This is a genomic window from Mycobacterium sp., assembly GCF_046091765.1.
Lineage (GTDB): Bacteria > Actinomycetota > Actinomycetes > Mycobacteriales > Mycobacteriaceae > Mycobacterium.
In genome coordinates this window covers 1-17,596 of the sequence record NZ_JBJTCF010000106.1, presented here as the reverse complement: position 1 = coordinate 17,596, position 17,596 = coordinate 1, and the positions used below count along the sequence as shown (strand labels likewise).

Genomic DNA, 17,596 nt, shown 5'->3' with positions numbered 1-17,596 from the left:
TCATGACCCGGGCCCGGGTCCAAGCTGGCGTGCTAGTTTGACCCGCAGCATCGCCGCAGCCCAGCGCAAGGAGTACCCACCTATGACCCGGTTCGGGGTGCCCGCCGCCGCCAGCGTCGTGGTCGGCCTGCTGCTGGGCGCGGCGTCGGTGTTCGGGGTGAGCCTGATGATCCAGCAGGACACCAAGCCGGCCCTGCAGCCGGGCGATCCCGCCTCGTCGGTGCTCAATCGCGTTGAGTACGGCAACCGCGGCTAGCCTGAGTACTCCGCGCACCGCGCCGCTGTCCCGCCGCTGGCTCGCCGGCGTCGCCGCGGCCGCGCGCGCGCGGTGTTTCGAGCAGGCGCCCGCGCTGACCGCCCCCGACCCCACCCTCGACCAGACCGCCAACCCCGCCAGCTACCTGGCGCGGGCGGCGAATCTATGGAACAGCGACCTGCCGTTCGGGCAGGCGCAGAACCAGGCCTACGGCTACCTCTTCCCGCACGGCGCCTTCTTCCTGGCGGGCGATCAGCTCGGCCTGCCCGGATGGGTGACCCAGCGGCTGTGGTGGGCGCTGCTGCTGACCGTCGGCTGCTGGGGGATGGTGCGGGTGGCCGAGGCGCTGGGCGTGGGCACCCGCAGCTCCCGGATGGTCGGCGCGGCCGCGTTCGCGCTGTCCCCGCGGGTGCTGACCACCCTCGGGTCGATCTCCTCGGAAACCTGGGCGATGATGCTGGCGCCGTGGGTGCTGCTGCCGGTGATCGAGGCACTCGGGCCCGATCCGCGGCGATCGCTGCGGGTCCTCGCCGCGCGTTCGGGTGCGGCACTGGCCCTGATGGGGGCGGTCAACGCCGTGGCCAGCCTGACCGCCTGCCTGCCGGCGGTGCTGTGGCTGGTCTGTCACCGGCCCAACCCGGTGTGGCGGCGTTTCGCCGGGTGGTGGGCGCTGGCGTCGGCGCTGGCCGTGGCGTGGTGGGCGCCGGCGCTGATCCAGCTCGGCCGGATCAGCCCGCCGTTCCTGGACTTCATCGAGTCCGCCGGGGTGACCACGGGGTGGAACTCGCTCATCGAGGTGCTGCGGGGCACCTCGAGCTGGACCCCGTTCGTCGCGCCCGACGCCACCGCGGCGGCGTCGCTGGTCACCCAGCCGGTGGCGGTACTGGCCACCACCCTGGTCGCCGCGGGCGGCCTGGCCGGACTCGCGCTGCGGTCGATGCCGGCCCGGGGCCGGCTGGTGGTCATGCTGCTGGCGGGGCTGGTGCTGCTGACGGTCGGCTACGGCGGCGGTCTGGGCTCGCCGCTGGCGCCGTACGTGCAGGCGTTCCTCGACGCGGCCGGTGCGCCGCTGCGCAACGTGCAGAAGCTGGAGCCGCTGATCCGCATTCCGGTGGCGCTGGGGCTGGCGCACCTGCTGGGCCGGATCCCGATGCCCGGCAGCGCACCGCGGCCGGTGTGGCTGCGCGCGCTGGCCCACCCCGAGCGGGATCGCCGGATGGCGGTGGGCATCGTGGTGCTGACCGCGCTGGCCGTGGCCACCTCGCTGGCCTGGACCGGGCGGCTCACCCCGCCGGGGGCGTTCCGCGCGATCCCCGACTACTGGCAGCAGGCCGCCGACTGGCTGACCGAGCAGGACCGGCCGGACGCCGGACCCGGCGGCCGGGTGCTGGTGGCGCCCGGCGCACCGTTCGCGATCCAGCTCTGGGGAAACACCCGCGACGAGCCGCTGCAGGTGCTCGGGCGCTCGGCGTGGGGCGTGCGGGACTCCATCCCGCTGAACCCGCCGCAGACCATCCGGGCGCTGGACTCGGTGCAGCGACTGCTGGCGGCGGGCCGGCCGTCGGCGGGCCTGGCCGAGACCCTGCACCGGCAGGGCATCTCCTACGTCGTGGTGCGCAACGACCTCGACCCCGACACCTCCCGGTCGGCCCGCCCGCTTCTGGTGCACCGGGCCGTCGACGGTTCCCCCGGGCTGCGCAAGGTGGCCGAGTTCGGCGAACCGGTCGGACCGGGCGCCGTCGAGGGGTTCATCACCGACAGCGGGCTGCGCCCGCGCTTTCCGGCGGTCCAGATCTACCGCGTCGACATCCCCGGGGACCCCGGCGCGCCGTACCTGGCCGACGCCACGGACCTGGCCCGCGTCGCCGGCGGGCCGGAGTCGCTGCTGCGCATCGCCGAACGCCGAAGGCTGCTCGGCCTGCCCCCGCTGGGCCCGGTCCTGCTGACCTCCGACGCGCGCCGGGCCGGACTGCCCACACCCCCGGGGCGGGGAGTGATCGTGACCGACACCCCGGTGGACCGGGAGACCGACTACGGCCGGGTCGACGACCACTCCTCCGCGGTCCGGGCGCCCGGCGACCGGCGCAACACCCTCAACCGGGTCGCGGACTACCCGGTGCCGGGGGCGCCGCTGGCGCAGGGCCGTTGGTCGGGCGGACGGCTGAGCGCGTCGAGCTCGTCGTCGGACGCCACCGCGCTGCCCAACGTGTCCCCGGCGAGCAGCCCGGTGGCCGCCGTCGACTCCGACCCGACCACCGCATGGGTGTCCAACTCACTGCAGCCGGCGATCGGCCAGTGGCTGCAGATCGACTTCGCCCGGCCGGTCACCAACGCGGTGCTCACGCTCACCCCGAGCGCGACCGCGGTCGGCGCCCAGGTGCGCCGCCTGCAGGTGTCCACCAGCAACGGCACCTCCACGCTCGGTTTCGACCAACCGGGCGTGCCGCTGACGGTGGCGCTGCCGGTCGGCGAGACCCCGTGGCTGCGGATCACCGCGGTCGGCACCGACGACGGATCCTCGGGGGTGCAGTTCGGCATCACCGACCTCGCGGTGACGCAGTACGACGCGTCGGGATTCGCCCGCCCGGTCGACCTGCGCCACACCGTGGTCGTCCCCGCCCCGCCGGCCGGCTCGGCGGTGACCGGCTGGGATCTGGGTTCGGAACTGTTGGGCCGCACCGGCTGCGCGGACTCCCCCGACGGCGTGCACTGCGCGGCCTCGATGGCGCTGGCGCCCGAGGAACCGGTGACCCTGAGCCGCACGCTGGGGGTGCCCGCGCCGATCGAGGTCGACCCCACGGTGTGGGTGCGCGCCCGGCAGGGTCCGCGGCTGGCCGAACTGATCACCCAGCCCGGCACCACCACCGCGTCCGGGGATGCCGACCTGATCGACGTCGAGGGCTCGGCGTACGCCGCGGCCGACGGCGATCCGCGCACCGCGTGGACCGCACCGCAGGGCGTGGTCCAGCACCGCTCGGCACCCACGCTGACGCTGCGGCTGCCCCGTGCGGCCGCGGTGACGGCGCTGCGGCTGACGCCGAGTGCTTCGGCACTGCCGGCCCACCCGCGGCTGGTCGCCATCGACCTCGGTGACGGACCGCAGGTGCGCCGGCTGGAGGACGGCGAGAACACCGGGGCCCAGACGGTCGCGCTGCGTCCGCGGGTGACCGACACCGTCCGGATCAGCCTGCTGGACTGGGTGGACGTCATCGACCGGACCGCGTTGGGTTTCGATCAGCTCAAGCCTCCGGGGCTGGCCGAGCTCAGCGCACTGGGCGCCGACGGTGCGCCGATCGCCCCCGCCGACGCGGCCGCCAATCGCTCCCGCATCCTTGAGATCGGCTGCGGGCAGGGACCGGTGGTCGCGGTGTCCGGGCGCTTCGTGCAGACCTCGGTCACCGCCACGGTGGCCGACCTGCTCGACGCCACGCCGCTGGTGGCGCGGCCCTGCGACGCCACCCCGATCGCGCTGCCGGCCGGAGACCAGGAGCTGCTGATCAGTCCGGGCCCGGCCTTCATCGCCGACGGCATCGACCTCGGCGGTCCGCTCGCGGCCAAATTACGCACGGCGACAACCACTCCCGCTGCGATCACCGACTGGACGCCGGACCGCAGGGGGCTCAGCGTCGGCAGGTCGGCCCGCGCGCGGGTACTGGTGATTCCCGAGAGCGTCAACCCCGGCTGGGTCGCGCGCACCCCCGACGGTGCGACGCTGACGGCGGTCGCGGTCAACGGCTGGCAGCAGGGCTGGGTGGTGCCCGCCGGCGCGCCGGGCGAGATCACGCTGAGCTTTCTCGCCAACGCCGCCTACCGCACCGGGATCTTCGCGGGCCTGGCACTGCTTCCGGTGCTGGCCCTGCTCGCCGCGGTGGGCGGCCGGCGGGCGCCGCCGGGTCCGCCGCCGCGGCCGTGGGCGCCGCGGCTGGCGGCCGCGGCCGGGCTGCTGGTGGTGGGCGCACTGATCTCCGGGGCGGTCGGGGCGGTCGTGTTCGGCGGCGCGCTGGCGCTCGCGTCCCGGCTGCGAGCACCCGACCGGCTGATCCTCACGGTGGTGCCGGGCGCGCTGATCCTCGCCGGGGCCCTGCTGTCGCGCTACCCGTGGCGCTCGGTCGACGGCTACCTCGGCCACTCACCCTGGGTGCAGCTTCCGGCGTTGATCGCCGTGGCCGTGCTGGCCGCGCTTCCGCGTAAGGTTGACCGCGATGGCCGAAGTCGAGACGGTACGCGGCCCGATCGCGACGACTGATCTGGGCGTCACGCTCATGCACGAACACGTCTTCGTGCTGTCCCCCGAGATCATGGACAACTACCCGGAGGGCTGGGGCGAGGACGACGCCCGCGAGCAGAGCGCGGTCGACAAGCTCAACGCCCTCAAGGCCGCGGGCGTGGACAGCATCGTGGACCCGACGGTGATCGGGCTGGGGCGCTACATTCCGCGCATCGCCCGGATCGCGGCCCGCACCGAGCTGAAGATCGTCGTGGCCACCGGCGTCTACACCTACAACGACGTACCGATGTACTTCCACTTCTCCGGACCGGGCACCGCGCTCAACGGGCCGGAGCCGATGGTGGAGATGTTCGTCCGCGACATCACCGAGGGCATCGCCGACACCGGGGTGCGCGCGGCCATCCTCAAGTGCGCGACCGACGAACCCGGGCTGACCCCCGGCGTCGAGCGGGTGCTGCGCGCGGTCGCCCAGGCCCACCGCGCCACCGGGGTGCCGATCACCACCCACACCCACGCGCACAGCCGGCGCGGCCTGGAGCAGCAGCGGGTGTTCGCCGAGGAGGGCGTCGACCTGAGCCGGGTGATCATCGGGCACAGCGGGGACACCACCGACCTGGACTACCTGGAGGAACTGGTGGCGGCCGGCTCGTACCTGGGCATGGACCGGTTCGGTCTGGACAACATCCTGAGCTTTGCCGAGCGCGTCGACACGGTGGCCAGGATGTGCGAACGCGGTCACGCGTCCAAACTGGTCCTCGCCCACGACGCGTCCTGCTACATCGACTGGCTGCCGGAGGCCGCGCTGCCGGTGGTGTTGCCCAACTGGCACTACCTTCACATCCACAACGACGTGCTGCCGGCGCTGCGCGAGCGCGGTGTCACCGAGGAGCAGATCACCACGATGCTGGTCGACAATCCGCGCAACATCTTCTCGGTGCAGGGCGCCTACTGATGCGGGGCCGGGTTCCCCCTCGCGCCGACATCCCGCCGATCGGCACCCGGCTCGGCCAGCTCGCCGCCGAGGATCCGGACCGGCCCGCGCTGACCTGCGACGGCCGCACACTGACCCGCGCCGAACTGGAGTCGACCACCAATCGTCTGGCCCGCGCCTACGCCGAACTCGGTGTGCGACAGGGAGATTACGTCACCATCGCGCTGCCCAACTCGATCGAGTGGGTGGCCGCCACGATCGCGGTCTGGAAGCTGGGCGCGGTGCCCCAGCCGCTGTCGGCGCGGCTGCCCGACGCCGAGTACGCCGGTCTGCTCGATCTTCGGCCGCGCGCGCTGCTGGTCGGCCGGCCCGACCCGCGCGGCATCGTCGCCTCGGTGCCCGGGGACTTCACGCCGGGGCCGCAGGTGTCGGATGCGCCGCTGCCGCCGGCGGTCTCGCCGTCGGTCAAGTCGATGGCCTCCGGCGGCAGCACCGGGCGACCGAAACTGATCGAGGCCGGCGTCGACGGCCGCTACGACGGCGGACTGGTCGCGGAGATGATGGGCAACCTGCCCACCGACACCCACCTGGTGCCGGTGCCGCTGAGCCACAACACCGGGTTCACCTCCGCCAGCATCGCCCTGCTGACCGGCCAGCACCTGGTGCTGATGCCCCGCTTCGACGCGCATGAGTTCCTGCGGCTGATCGGTGAGCACCGGGTGAACTACCTGGCCTGCGTGCCGACCATCCTGCAGCGGCTGCTGCCGGTTTACCGCGCCGGTGACTACGACCTGTCCTCGCTGCGCCGGCTGTGGCATCTGGCCGCGCCCTGCCCGCCGTCGGTCAAGGAGGCCTGGATCGAGATCCTCGGCCCGGAGACGGTGTGGGAACTCTACGGCGGCACCGAACTTCAGGCGCTGACGTTCATCAGCGGCACCGAGTGGCTCCAGCGGCGCGGCTCGGTGGGCCGGGTGGTCTCCGGCGAGATGACAGTGCTCGACGACGACGGCAACGAATGTCCGCCCGGCGTGGTCGGGGAGGTCTACCTGCGGCCGCGCCCCGGGTCCAGTCCCACCTACCGCTACATCGGCAGCACCGCCAAACAACGCCCCGACGCGCTGGGCGCCTGGGACTCACTCGGCGACCTGGGCTGGTTCGACGCCGACGGCTACCTCTATCTCGCCGACCGCCGCGTCGACATGTTCACGGTGGGCGGCCGCAACGTCTACCCGGCAGAGATCGAGAACACCCTCGCCGAGCATCCCGCCGTGCTGAGCTGCCTGGTCGTCGGGGTTCCGCACGAGGACCTCGGCCAGGTGCCGCACGCGCTGGTCCAGGCCGAGGGCCTCGACCAGGCCGGCGTGCAGGCGTTCGTGGCCGAGCGGCTGGCGCAGTACAAGGTGCCGCGCAGCGTGGAGTTCGTCGACACCCCGCTGCGCGACGACGCCGGCAAGGCGCGGCGCAGCGCGGTCCGCGACGAGGTCATCGCGCGGCTCAGCGGGCCACCGCAGGCTCCGGCGCGTCGGTGACCGAGCTGTCCAGCGGCGGGACGGGATGCCCGGAACCCCGCCGGTACTCCCAGCGCCGCAACGCGTTGCGGCACGGCGACTCGATCAGCGCGTAGCTGACCGCGGCCATCGCGTAGCCCAGCACCAGGGTCAGGACGAGCACCACCGGCAGGTCGCCGTTGAACATGAACGTGCCCACCATCGGGAACACCATCACCAGCGCGGCCAGGTGCCAGACGAACAGCCCGTAGGACCACCGGCCCAGCGTCACCATCAGCGGGCTGCCCAAAATGCGGTGCTCGGTGCCGGGACGGTCGAGCACCAGCGGGGCCAGCAGCGCCCAGGCGACGATCGCGCCCATCGCGGTGCGCACCACGAACTGGCTCAGCGTCGCGGGCACCAGATTGTCGGGCCCGGCCAGCGGCGAGGCCGAGATCAGGTAGGCGACCACCGCGACGGCGGCCACCGCCCACCGGTTGCGCGCCAGCCGGTGCGCCCAGCCCAGCGGGCTGACGGTCCACTCCGCCAGCAGCATCCCGGCGGCGAACCAGGACGCGTAGGCCGGCGGCCAGTTCAGGAAGTTCACCCCCTCCGCGGTGTGGATCGGCAGCAGCCCCCAGCCGAGGCTGGCCACCGCCACCGCGGCGATCGCCGGGACCCGCGCGCGCACCGGCAGCCGGGAGGCCGCGAGGGCCAGGATCGGCAGCGCCAGATAAAAGCTGACCTCCACCGACAGGCTCCACATCTGGGTCAGCCCGGCGGTCAGGGTCAGCGGCACGTACACCTGGGTCAGGGTGAGGTTGGCCAGCCACACCGTCAGGCTGGCGCGGTTGGCCTCGGGCAGCAGGGTGAGGATCACCACCACAGCCACCAGGTAGCCCGGCATGATGCGAACCAGCCGCGAGCGCAGGTAGTGCCCGGTCGGCGGGCGGTGCCGCAGCCCGCGGGCGGCGGCGGCGTGACCGCGCCACAGCAGGAACCCGGACAGCGCGAAGAACACCGCCACCGCCAGATCGAACCGGTGCAGCAGCCGGCCGTGCACCCCGCCCGAGATTCCGGTCTGGAACGCGACGTGGGTCAGCACCACCCCCATCGCCGCGCAGGCGCGCATGCCTTCGACGGCGGGCAGGAAGCCGCGGGTCCCGCCGACCGGTTCTGGCCTGGGTTGCGCGCCGGACACAGCAGCCAGTGTGCCCCAGCCTGTGCTGTTAGGGTCAGACCGGCTTACCGGCGAGCGGAAGGAGGCCCGGGCAGCGTGAACCGCGCAAGCACGTTGCGTCTCGCGGCATGCGGCATCCTGGGCCTGGGAGCCGCGCTGCTCATCGCCGCGCTGCTGCTGTCCACCTACACCTCCGGCAAGATCGCCAAGATCCCGCTCGACATCGACCAGACGCTGTCCAGCACCGGCAGCGGAGCGGCCCTCGACCCCGCCTCGCTGCTGGGCGAGAAGTACGTGGTGGACCCCGACGTCCCAATGGTCTCCCAGCAGGCGATGACGGTCGAGACCCCCGCCAACGCCGAGGTGGTGACCTTCCAGGTCGGCACCAGCGTCCGGCGCAGCGACAAGCAGCAGGACAACGGACTGCTGCTGGCGATGGTCGACACCGTGACCCTCGACCGGCGCACCGCCGAGGCGGTGTCGGACGCCGACCGCCCCAGCGGGTCGCTGCAGCGGCCGCGGACCATCACCGACGACAAACCGGCCACCAGCATCGCGCTACCGCACGAGGGCCTGTCCTACCGGTTCCCCTACTACACCGAGAAGAAGTCCTACCCGTACTTCGATCCGATCGCGCAGAAGGCCTTCGAGGCCAACTACGACGGCGAAGACGACGTCAACGGACTGACCACCTACCGCTTCACCCAGAACGTCGGCTACGACGCCGACGGCAAGCTCGTCGAGCCGATCAAGTACGCCTCGCTCTACGACAAGAACGAGGACGGCGAGGTCACCGCGCCGGCGTCGCTGTGGGGCGTCGAGGGCGACCCCGAGGAATCCATCACGATGACCCGCTTCTACGCCGCGCAGCGCACCTTCTGGGTGGATCCGGTGTCGGGCACCATCGTTCGGGTCAAGGAGCGCGCCAACCACTACTACGCGCGGGATCCGCTCACGCCCGAGGTCGCGGTGGCCGACTACACCGTGACCTCCACCGAGCAGACCGTCGAGTCCCAGGTCGCGGCGGCCCGCGACGAACGCGACCGGCTGGCGCTGTGGTCGCGCATCCTGCCGATCAGTCTTGCCGCCGCCGGGGTGGTCGCCCTGGTCGGCGGGACCCTGCTCGGGTTGTTCAGCACCCGCGTCGAGACGGTGCTCGGCGAGCAGGGCCAGGACGACATCGAGTTGGGACTGTTCGGCAAGGACGAGACCGGCCCGATGCCCGCCGCGCAGGCGGTGACGGAGAAGATCCCCACCCGGCGACCGGAGCCACCGCCTCCCGGCCGGTGACGCCTCGGGGGGTGCTGCCGGCCTACGCCGCTGCGCTGACGATCGCGGTGACCGCGCCGCTGACGGCGCCCGGCTACCTGGTGGTGCGCGACGCCGTCTCCACCCCGCGGTCGTATCTGACCGACGCCGCGCTCGGCGTCGCCGAAGCCGCGCCGCGCGCGGTACCCCAGGACTTCGCGGTGGCCGCGCTCTCAGCGCTGGTCGACGGCGGCGTGGTGGTCAAGACGCTGCTGATCGCCGGACTGCTGCTGGCCGGCTGGGGTGCGGGGCGACTCGCCGGGCTGGTGCTGCCGCAGGGCGGGCTGCCCGGCCAGCTGCTGGCCTGCACGCTGGGGGTGTGGAACCCCTTCGTCGCGGAGCGGTTGCTGCAGGGCCACTGGAGCCTGCTGCTGGGCTACGGCTGCCTGCCGTGGGTGGCCGCGGTCGTGGTGCGGATGCGCACCGAGCCGACCGCGCGGCCCCGGTGGCGGGCGTGGGCGGCGCTGGCGTTCTGGATCGCGCTGGCCGGGCTGACACCCACCGGGCTGATCCTGGCGGCGATCGTCGCGCTGAGCGCCGTCGCGGTGCCCGGCCCGGGCCTGCCCCGGGCGCGGTGCGCGGCAGGGACGCTGGGCCTCGCGGCGCTGGCCGCGCTGCCGTGGCTGAGCGCCGCGCTGCTCGGTGCCGCGCTGGACTCGCCGCAGTCCGGCGACGGGCTGGCCGCGTTCGCGGCGCGGGCCGAGCCGGGCCTGGGCGTGCTGGGCAGCCTGGCCGGTCTCGGCGGGATCTGGAACGCCGACGCGGTGCCGCTGTCGCGGACCACCCTGTTCGCGCTGCCCGCCACGCTGGTGGTGCTGGCCGTCGTCGGCCTCGGGGTGCCGGCGCTGATTCGGCGCCCGGCGGCGGTGCCGTTCCTGGCGCTGGCCGCGGCGAGCGTCCTGCTGCCCGCCGCGCTGGCAACCGAACCCGGACTGGCCCTGCTGGCCCGCGCCGTCGACGCCGTGCCCGGGCTGGCGGTGCTGCGCGACGGCCAGAAATGGGTCGCCGCCGCGATGCCCGGCTACGCGCTGGCCGGGGCCGGCGCGCTGGTGACGCTGCGCGCCCGGCTGCGCCCGCCGGTCGCGGCCGCGCTGCTCTGCGCGGCGGTGATCGCCGTGCTGCCCGACCTCGCCTGGGGCGTCGGCGGGAAGCTGCGCCCGGTGCACTACCCGCCGGGCTGGAGCGCGGTCGCCGCGGCCGTCAACGCCGACCCGCACACCGTCGCGGTGCTGCCGCCGGACATCGTCCGCCGCTTCGCGTGGGCCGGGCCGGCGCCGGTGCTCGACCCGCTGCCCCGCTGGCTGCGGGCCGACGTGCTGTCCACCGGCGACCTGGTGGTCGCGGGGCGCACCGTGGCGGGCGAGGGCACCCGGGCCCGCCGGATCCAGCAGCTGCTGATCGACGGCGCCGACCCGGCCGCACTGGCTGCCGCCGGGGTCGGCTGGGTGGTCGCCGAGGGTGGCGAACAACTGACCCGGCTGCCGCAGGTCTACCGCGACGGCGACCTGGCGCTCTACCGGGTCCCCGATCCCCGGGCCGACCCCACGCCGCCGCAGCGGACGGCGGTGCTGCTGGCGCATCTGGTGTGGGCGGGACTGCTGCTGGGGTCCGCCGGCGCTCTCGGCGCGGCCGGGCTGCTCGCTAGACGACGCCGCTGACCCGGGAGCCGGCGTGCACCGACTCCAGCACGGCGCGCATCGCGGCGGCGCTCTGCGGCCAGGAGAACTCGCGGCTGCGCGCGGCGGCCTTGGCGCCGAGTTCGGCGCGCAGCACCGGGTCGCCCAGCAGTTGCTCGAGGCGGTCGGTCAGTTCGGCGCGGTCCTCGACCAGGATCCCGGTGACGCCGTCGACGACTGAGTCGTTGAGGCCGCCGGAGGACCGGTAGCCGATCGTCGGCAGGCCGTGCATACCGGCCTCGATCACCGACAGCCCCCAGCCCTCCTTGCGCGAGGGCAGCACATGCACCCAGCAGCGTTGCGCCACAGCGTGTTTGGTGGTGTCGTCGACGTGGCCGTGGAACGTCACCGCGTCGGAGATGTGCAGTTGCGCCGCATGCTGCACCAGGCGCTCGAGCCACCAGCCGCCGCCGACGATGTCCACGTGCAGGCCCGCCACCCGCTGGCGCAGCACGGCGACCGCCTCCAGGGCGTCCTCGATGTGCTTGTGCGGGACCAGCCGGGAGAGCACCAGCACCCGCGGGGTGGCCGAGCGGGCGGCGGACAGCGTGGCGGGCGGCGCGTCGTCGAGTCCGTTGCGCACGACGGCGACCCGACTGCCGTCCACCCCGAGGTCGGCGAGATCACGGACCGAGGGCAGCGAGACCGTCACGTACTGGTTGTGACGGTGCAGCCGCGGGGACAACCGTGACTCGATGAACCAGCCGAACCGGCCGAGCAGCCGGCCGGCCACCGGCCACTGCTCGCGGTGGCAGTGGTGCACCAGCACCACGACGCGGCGCCCGTAGGCCAGCCGCGCCAGGAACGGCACCCCGTTCTGGGCGTCGATGACCACGTCCGGGCGTGCCCGCCGCAGCGGTCCCAGGCCGAACCGGGCGGCCACCATCGCCAGCCCGGCGCGGAGGTAGACGGTGTGCCGGCCCCCGCCGCGGCTGACCTCGACGCCGTCGACCACCTCACGGCGCGCGGACCCCGGATAGCGCGCGGTGCGCAGGGTGACCCGCAGACCGGCCGCGGCCAGCTGGGACCCGATGCGCTGCAGATAGGTTTCGCTGCCACCGCCCTGGGGGTGCCCGGTGTCGCGCCAGCACAGCAGCAACACCGAGCGCACCGGCGCGGACGGACCAGACATTCGGGCAACCCTATCGTGCGGCCGGACTCTTACAGTGGACACGGTGTCCGCCACCGACCTGTTCGCGCGACGGGCGACGCTGGGCCGCTCGGCGCGGCTGCTGGCCGCGTTCCGGTTCGAACAATCCGACCCGGCCCGGTTCTACGGCGCGCTGGCCACCGACACCGCCGCGCTGGTCACCGACCTGTGGCGGGCGCGACATCCCGGCGACGTGCGTGGGCTGACCGTGCTCGACATCGGCGGGGGGCCCGGCTATTTCGCGGCGGCGTTCGCCGATGCCGGCTGGCGCTACGTCGGCGTCGAACCCGACCCGACGGAGATGCACGCCGCCGGCCGGACCGTGGCGCACGGGCCGGGGAGCTTCGTGCGCGGCTCGGGACTGGCGCTGCCGTTCGCCGACCACAGCGTCGAGGTGTGCCTGTCCTCCAATGTCGCCGAGCACGTCGCGCAGCCCTGGCAGCTGGGCGCGGAGATGCTGCGGGTGACCCGGCCGGGCGGGCTGGCGATCCTGTCCTACACCGTGTGGCTGGGCCCGTTCGGCGGCCACGAGACCGGGCTGTGGCACTACCTCGGCGGCGCCCGCGCGGCCGACCGCTACACCCGCCGCCACGGCCACCGGCCGAAGAACGACTACGGGTCGTCGCTGTTCGCGGTGTCGGCGGCCGAGGGCCTGCGGTGGGCGGCGGGCACCGGAACCCTGGTCGCGGCGTTCCCCCGCTACCACCCCCGGTGGGCGTGGTGGCTGACGTCGGTACCCGGGGTGCGCGAGTTCCTGGTGAGCAATCTGGTCCTGGTGCTCTCGCCGTCGGTAGTGTGACAGCCATGACACAGACGGCCTACAAGACCGAGTACGACAAGCTCTTCATCGGCGGCCGGTGGGTCGAACCGTCGACCTCCGAGGTCATCGAGGTGCACTCACCGGCCACCGGCGAATACGTCGGCCGGGTTCCGCTGGCGGTCACCGCCGACGTGGACGAGGCGTGCGCGGCGGCCCGCGCCGCCTTCGACTCCGGCCCGTGGCCGCGGATGACCCCGCAGGAACGGCAGGCCGTCATCGCCAACGCGGTCAAACTGATCGAGGACCGCGCCGACCTGTTCAAGTTCCTGCTCAGGAGCGAGACCGGCCAGCCGCCGACGATCATCGACATGATGCAGTACGGCGCCTCGGTGTCCGGGCTGCAGTTCTACGCCAGTGCGGCGGACAAGTTCACCTGGCGCGACATCCGCGACGGCATCTACGGCCAGACCCTGGTGGTGCGCGAGCCGGTCGGTGTCGTCGGCGCGGTGGTGGCCTGGAACGTGCCGCTGTTCCTGGCGTGCAACAAACTGGGGCCCGCGCTGCTGGCCGGATGCACCGTGGTGCTCAAGCCGGCTTCCGAGACCCCGCTGTGCGCCAACGCGCTGGCGGAGGTGTTCGCCGAGGCGGGCCTGCCCGAGGGTGTGCTGTCGGTCGTGCCCGGCGGCCCGGAGACCGGCCGGGCGCTGACCGCCAACCCCGACATCGACAAGCTCACCTTCACCGGCAGCTCCTCGGTGGGCCGCGAGATCGGCATGCGCGCCGCCGAACATCTCAAGCCGTGCACGCTGGAACTCGGTGGCAAGTCGGCGGCGATCATCCTCGCCGACGCCGATCTCGACGCCACCCTGCCGATGCTGATCTTCTCCGGGCTGATGAACAGCGGGCAGGCCTGCGTGGGCCAGACCCGGATCCTGGCACCGCGGTCGCGCTACGACGAGGTGGTGGCCAAGGTGTCCGCCGCGGCGGCGGGGATGCCGGTCGGCCTGCCCGACGACCCGGGCGCGATGATCGGACCGCTGATCAGCGAGACGCAGCGCAAGCGCGTCGAGGGCTACATCGCCAAGGGCGTCGAGGAGGGTGCCCGGCTGGTCACCGGCGGCGGGCGGCCGGAGGGCCTGGATTCGGGTTACTACGTGCAGCCGACGGTGTTCGCCGACGTCGACAACGCCATGACGATCGCGCAGGAGGAGATCTTCGGGCCGGTGCTCTCGATCATCCCCTACGACACCGAGGAGGACGCGGTCCGCATCGCCAACGATTCGGAGTACGGCCTGGCCGGCAGCGTGTGGACCACCGACTACGACAAGGCCGTCGAGATCGCCTCGAAGATCCGCACCGGGACCTACGCGGTGAACATGTACGCGTTCGACCCGGGCGCGCCGTTCGGCGGTTTCAAGAACTCCGGCATCGGCCGGGAGAACGGGCTGGAGGGCATCGAGGAGTACGTGCTGCACAAGAGCGTGCTGCTGCCGTTCGGCTACACCCCGGCGAGCTGAGGGCTCAGAACAGCACCCGCGCGATCATCTCCGCGACCGCGGCGGGCTTGTCGGCGCCCTCGATCTCGACGGTGTGGCGCACGGTCAGGTTGACGGTGCCGGCATCGACCGCGGTGACGTCGGCCAGCTCCGAGCGCACCCGGATGCGCGCCCCCACCGGGACCGCCGCCAGGAAGCGCACCTTGTTCAGTCCGTAGTTGATCGCCATCTTCGCGTTGCCGAACCTGAAGTTGTCCTTGCTCAACGCGGGGATGAGCGAGAGGGTCAGGAACCCGTGCGCGATCGGGGTCCGGTAGGGACTCTCGGCCTTGGCCCGCTCGACGTCGATGTGGATCCACTGGCGGTCGCCGGTGACCTCGGCGAAATCGTTGACCCGCTGCTGGTCGATCGTCATCCAGTCGCTCACGCCGAGTTCGGTGCCGAGCAGCGCCTGGGCTTCGTCGATGGAGTTGATCACCTTCATGTTCGGCTCCCGTCAGCGGAATATGATCCCCATCATGCACCCGCAGCAGGACGACTTCGCCGCGCTGTGCGCCAACGACGCGGAGTTGGCGAAACTGCGCGGGGAGCTTCGGGAGTTCCTGGTCGCCGATCGCGCGGAGTTCGGCTGGCAGCCGAAGGCTGATGCGTGGCTGTCCAGTTGGGACGAGGCGTTCAGCGCCCGGTTGGGTGCGGCCGGGTTCCTCGGCCTGACCATCCCGCCCGAGTACGGCGGGCGCGGGCTGGGCCACCTGCACCGCTACGTGGTCACCGAGGAGTTGCTGGCCTGCGGGGCGCCGGTGGCCGCGCACTGGATCGCCGACCGGCAGGTGGGTCCGGGCCTGCTGTCCTACGGCACCGAGGAACAGCGCCGCCGGCTGCTGCCGGAGATCGCCGCGGGCCGGTACTTCTCGGCGATCGGGATGAGCGAGCCGCAGGCCGGATCGGACCTGGCGGCCGCCGCCGCGCGGGCCACCCGCACCGACGGCGGCTGGGTGCTGTCCGGCACCAAGGTGTGGACCAGCGGCGCGCACCTGGCGCACCAGATCGTGGTGCTGGCCCGCACCGGCGCGCCGGATGCCGCACACCGGCACGCCGGGTTCAGCCAGTTCATCGTGCCGACCGACTCGCCGGGGATCGACATCAGCCCGATCGTGCTGATGTCGGGGGAACACCACTTCAACGAGGTCCACTTCGACGAGGTGTTCATCGACGACGACAACGTGCTCGGCGAGATCGGCGACGGATGGCGGCAGGTGACCACCGAGTTGTCGGTCGAGCGCAGCGGGCCCGAGCGGATCCTGAGCACCGCGCCGCTGCTCACCGCACTGGTGCGACTCCTGGCCGCCCAGGATGATGTGGCCGATCACACCGCGGCGGCGGTGGGAGAGATTCTCGCGCAACTGATTTCGCTGCGCCAGCTGTCGGTGTCGGTCGCGCGGGCGCTCGCCGACGGGCACGCCCCGGTCAACGAGGCGGCTCTGGTCAAGGACCTGGGCACCCGCTTCGAGCAGGAGTCGGTCGAACTCGCCGCCGCGCTGCTGAGCTTCGCTCGCGCCGGCGAGGACCGGGCGGAGGTGGCGGCACTGGTGGAGGTGGCGCGGCTGCACGCGCCGCTGTTCACGTTGCGCGGCGGCACCAACGAGGTGCTGCGCGGCATGGTGGCCAGGGGCATGGGGCTGCGGTGAGCACCGCGTTGCGCGGCGGCGTCTTCACCGCTCCCGACGACGATCTGGGCGACCTGCGGGCGCTGGTGGGTGACATCGGTGCGCGCTCCTTCGACGCCCGGATCGGGCACCGCTCGCTTCCCGACGCCTTCGACCGCGATGCCTGGTGCAATCTTGAGGAGTCCGGTCTGACCCGTCTGGACAGCACGGCCGAATCCGGCGGCGGCCCCACCGAAGTCGCGCTGATCCTGCGCTGCCTGGCCCGCCACGCGGTGACGGTGCCGTTGGCCGAGACCGACCTGCTGGGCTGCTGGCTGGCGGCGCAGGCCGGCCTCGCGGTGCCGGAGTCCGGTCCGGTGACGCTGGCCCTGGGCGAGGCCTCCCCCGCCGGCGGACGCCTCACAGCCACCCTGACCGCCGTGCCCTACGCGGGAGTCGCCGATGCCGTGGTGCTGGCGGTGCGCGACGGGGAACTGTTGCGGGTGGCCGTCGCCGATCCCGCCGAACTGTCGATCCAGCCCGGCCATAACGGCGGTGGAGAGCCCCGCGACAGCGTCACCGTCGACCGGGCGGTGGCGGATTTCACCGATGTCGAGGGCCGCACCGTCGAACTGATCCGACGCGGCGCGTGGGCGCGGTGCATGCAGGCGGTCGGCGCCCTGGACGCGGCGGTCGAGTTCTCGGTGGCGCACACCCGCGAACGCGAGCAGTTCGGCCGGCCGCTGAGTGCGTTCCAGTCCGTCCAGCACACCCTGGCGACGATGGCCGGAGAGGTCGAACGGGCCCGGGCCGCAGCCGAACTGGCGGTCGCCGCCGCCACCGAGCACGGGTTCGCCAGCCCGCAGGCGGACTACGCGGTCACGGTGGCCAAAGTCACCCTCGGTCAGGTGGTGCCCCGGGTGGCCACCTCGGCGCATCAACTCCACGGCGCGATCGGGGCGACCATCGAGCACCGGCTGTGGCTGGCCACCATGCGGGCGCGCAGCTGGATGGACGAGTTCGGCGACACCGCGCACTACGCGTGCCGACTGGGCCGGATGGCGCTCTCCGCCGCCGACCCGTGGGACGTGATCGTCGGTCAGCCGATGCTGGCCTGAACGACGATCCCGTTCTCGATCACGAAGTTGATGCGGTCGTAGCGATAGTCCATCGTCACCTGGTAGAACTCGCCGTCGCGCGCGACGACCCGGACCACGTAGCCCCTGTCCCTGGCCAGTGCCCCGGCGTCGGCCTCGCCGAGACCGGTCAATCCCTCCAGGTCGCCCTCGTCCGGTCCCACGAGGTCGCCGCCGGGATCGCCGCCAGGATCGCCTTCGGTGTCGCCGGGGACACCACCGGTCCCCTCGCTGCCCCACACCGAGAAGAGTCCGGTGTCCCCGCCCGCTCCGGCGGCGCCATCGGCCTGACCGATCGCCCCGGCCGCCCCGTTACCGCCGCGGCCCCCGCTGCCGCCGAAC

General features: G+C 73.1%; 13 protein-coding genes and 1 pseudogene. 10 read left to right on the top strand and 4 right to left on the bottom strand.

Features of this window, described 5'->3' with window-relative positions:
- Nucleotides 1-82: 82 nt before the first annotated feature.
- The 4 genes from ACKOB8_RS11570 to ACKOB8_RS11555 are packed head-to-tail and all read left to right on the top strand — an operon-like array spanning nt 83 to nt 6,944.
- Complete coding sequence (locus ACKOB8_RS11570) at nt 83-256, top strand: DUF2613 family protein (RefSeq protein ID WP_526247907.1); 174 nt, start codon at nt 83-85, stop codon at nt 254-256.
- A 25-nt stretch (nt 257-281) separates the two neighbouring features.
- A complete protein-coding gene (locus tag ACKOB8_RS11565; protein ID WP_526377372.1) occupies nt 282-4,502 on the top strand; it encodes an alpha-(1->3)-arabinofuranosyltransferase domain-containing protein in 4,221 nt (1,406 codons plus the stop codon).
- Entirely contained in the window at nt 4,459-5,436 is a 978-nt protein-coding gene (locus ACKOB8_RS11560; RefSeq protein ID WP_526377354.1) for a phosphotriesterase family protein, read from the top strand. Before ACKOB8_RS11565 ends, ACKOB8_RS11560 begins: the two co-directional genes overlap by 44 nt.
- Nucleotides 5,436-6,944: an AMP-binding protein gene (locus ACKOB8_RS11555; protein WP_526377353.1), complete on the top strand. Its 1,509-nt coding sequence runs from the start codon at nt 5,436-5,438 to the stop codon at nt 6,942-6,944. Before ACKOB8_RS11560 ends, ACKOB8_RS11555 begins: the two co-directional genes overlap by 1 nt.
- Here the strand turns inward: ACKOB8_RS11555 and ACKOB8_RS11550 are convergent.
- On the bottom strand, nt 6,910-8,034 hold the full coding sequence (locus ACKOB8_RS11550; protein WP_526377371.1) for an acyltransferase family protein: 1,125 nt from the start codon (nt 8,032-8,034) through the stop codon (nt 6,910-6,912). The two genes, ACKOB8_RS11555 and ACKOB8_RS11550, sit on opposite strands and share 35 nt — an antisense overlap.
- 144 nt (nt 8,035-8,178) lie before the next feature.
- Between ACKOB8_RS11550 and pgfA the strand changes: the two genes are divergently transcribed.
- On the top strand, nt 8,179-9,372 hold the full coding sequence (gene pgfA / locus ACKOB8_RS11545) for a cell envelope lipid trafficking protein PgfA (RefSeq protein WP_526377352.1): 1,194 nt from the start codon (nt 8,179-8,181) through the stop codon (nt 9,370-9,372).
- Nucleotides 9,369-11,048: an MmpA family trehalose lipid delivery protein gene (locus ACKOB8_RS11540; RefSeq protein ID WP_526377351.1), complete on the top strand. Its 1,680-nt coding sequence runs from the start codon at nt 9,369-9,371 to the stop codon at nt 11,046-11,048. The genes pgfA and ACKOB8_RS11540 overlap by 4 nt, the downstream gene beginning before the upstream one ends.
- On the opposite strand, the gene ACKOB8_RS11535 is transcribed toward ACKOB8_RS11540, so the two are convergent.
- Nucleotides 11,032-12,198 (bottom strand): glycosyltransferase family 4 protein, encoded by a 1,167-nt coding sequence (locus ACKOB8_RS11535; RefSeq protein WP_526377350.1) that lies wholly within the window; start codon nt 12,196-12,198, stop codon nt 11,032-11,034. The two genes, ACKOB8_RS11540 and ACKOB8_RS11535, sit on opposite strands and share 17 nt — an antisense overlap.
- Nucleotides 12,199-12,241: 43 nt before the next feature.
- On the opposite strand from ACKOB8_RS11535, the gene ACKOB8_RS11530 reads away from it, so the two are divergent.
- On the top strand, nt 12,242-13,015 hold the full coding sequence (locus ACKOB8_RS11530) for a class I SAM-dependent methyltransferase (protein ID WP_526377349.1): 774 nt from the start codon (nt 12,242-12,244) through the stop codon (nt 13,013-13,015).
- A gap of 5 nt (nt 13,016-13,020) precedes the next feature.
- A complete protein-coding gene (locus tag ACKOB8_RS11525) occupies nt 13,021-14,493 on the top strand; it encodes an aldehyde dehydrogenase (RefSeq protein ID WP_526377348.1) in 1,473 nt (490 codons plus the stop codon).
- A gap of 4 nt (nt 14,494-14,497) precedes the next feature.
- Here the strand turns inward: ACKOB8_RS11525 and ACKOB8_RS11520 are convergent, their stop codons facing one another.
- Nucleotides 14,498-14,956, bottom strand: a complete 459-nt coding sequence (locus ACKOB8_RS11520; protein WP_526377347.1) for a MaoC family dehydratase — start codon at nt 14,954-14,956, stop codon at nt 14,498-14,500.
- Between the two features lie 34 nt (nt 14,957-14,990).
- On the opposite strand from ACKOB8_RS11520, the gene ACKOB8_RS11515 reads away from it, so the two are divergent.
- Together ACKOB8_RS11515 and ACKOB8_RS11510 are read left to right on the top strand one after the other, a co-directional pair.
- Nucleotides 14,991-16,160: an acyl-CoA dehydrogenase family protein gene (locus ACKOB8_RS11515; RefSeq protein WP_526377346.1), complete on the top strand. Its 1,170-nt coding sequence runs from the start codon at nt 14,991-14,993 to the stop codon at nt 16,158-16,160.
- Nucleotides 16,157-17,236, top strand: coding sequence for an acyl-CoA dehydrogenase family protein (locus ACKOB8_RS11510; protein ID WP_526377345.1), 1,080 nt, complete (start codon nt 16,157-16,159; stop codon nt 17,234-17,236). The genes ACKOB8_RS11515 and ACKOB8_RS11510 overlap by 4 nt, the downstream gene beginning before the upstream one ends.
- On the opposite strand, the pseudogene ACKOB8_RS11505 reads toward ACKOB8_RS11510, so the two are convergent.
- Nucleotides 17,218-17,596: pseudogene (locus tag ACKOB8_RS11505) on the bottom strand (hypothetical protein); the annotation flags it as partial. The gene ACKOB8_RS11510 and the pseudogene ACKOB8_RS11505 overlap by 19 nt on opposite strands.

What these genes read in the sequence shown, in the direction of transcription:
- ACKOB8_RS11570 (WP_526247907.1), top strand. Translation starts at nt 83, where the DNA reads ATGACCCGGTTCGGGGTGCCCGCCGCCGCCAGCGTCGTGGTCGGCCTG.
- ACKOB8_RS11560 (WP_526377354.1), top strand. Translation starts at nt 4,459, where the DNA reads ATGGCCGAAGTCGAGACGGTACGCGGCCCGATCGCGACGACTGATCTG.
- ACKOB8_RS11555 (WP_526377353.1), top strand. Translation starts at nt 5,436, where the DNA reads ATGCGGGGCCGGGTTCCCCCTCGCGCCGACATCCCGCCGATCGGCACC.
- ACKOB8_RS11550 (WP_526377371.1), bottom strand. Translation starts at nt 8,034, where the DNA reads ATGCGCGCCTGCGCGGCGATGGGGGTGGTGCTGACCCACGTCGCGTTC.
- ACKOB8_RS11535 (WP_526377350.1), bottom strand. Translation starts at nt 12,198, where the DNA reads ATGTCTGGTCCGTCCGCGCCGGTGCGCTCGGTGTTGCTGCTGTGCTGG.
- ACKOB8_RS11525 (WP_526377348.1), top strand. Translation starts at nt 13,021, where the DNA reads ATGACACAGACGGCCTACAAGACCGAGTACGACAAGCTCTTCATCGGC.
- ACKOB8_RS11520 (WP_526377347.1), bottom strand. Translation starts at nt 14,956, where the DNA reads ATGAAGGTGATCAACTCCATCGACGAAGCCCAGGCGCTGCTCGGCACC.
- ACKOB8_RS11515 (WP_526377346.1), top strand. Translation starts at nt 14,991, where the DNA reads ATGCACCCGCAGCAGGACGACTTCGCCGCGCTGTGCGCCAACGACGCG.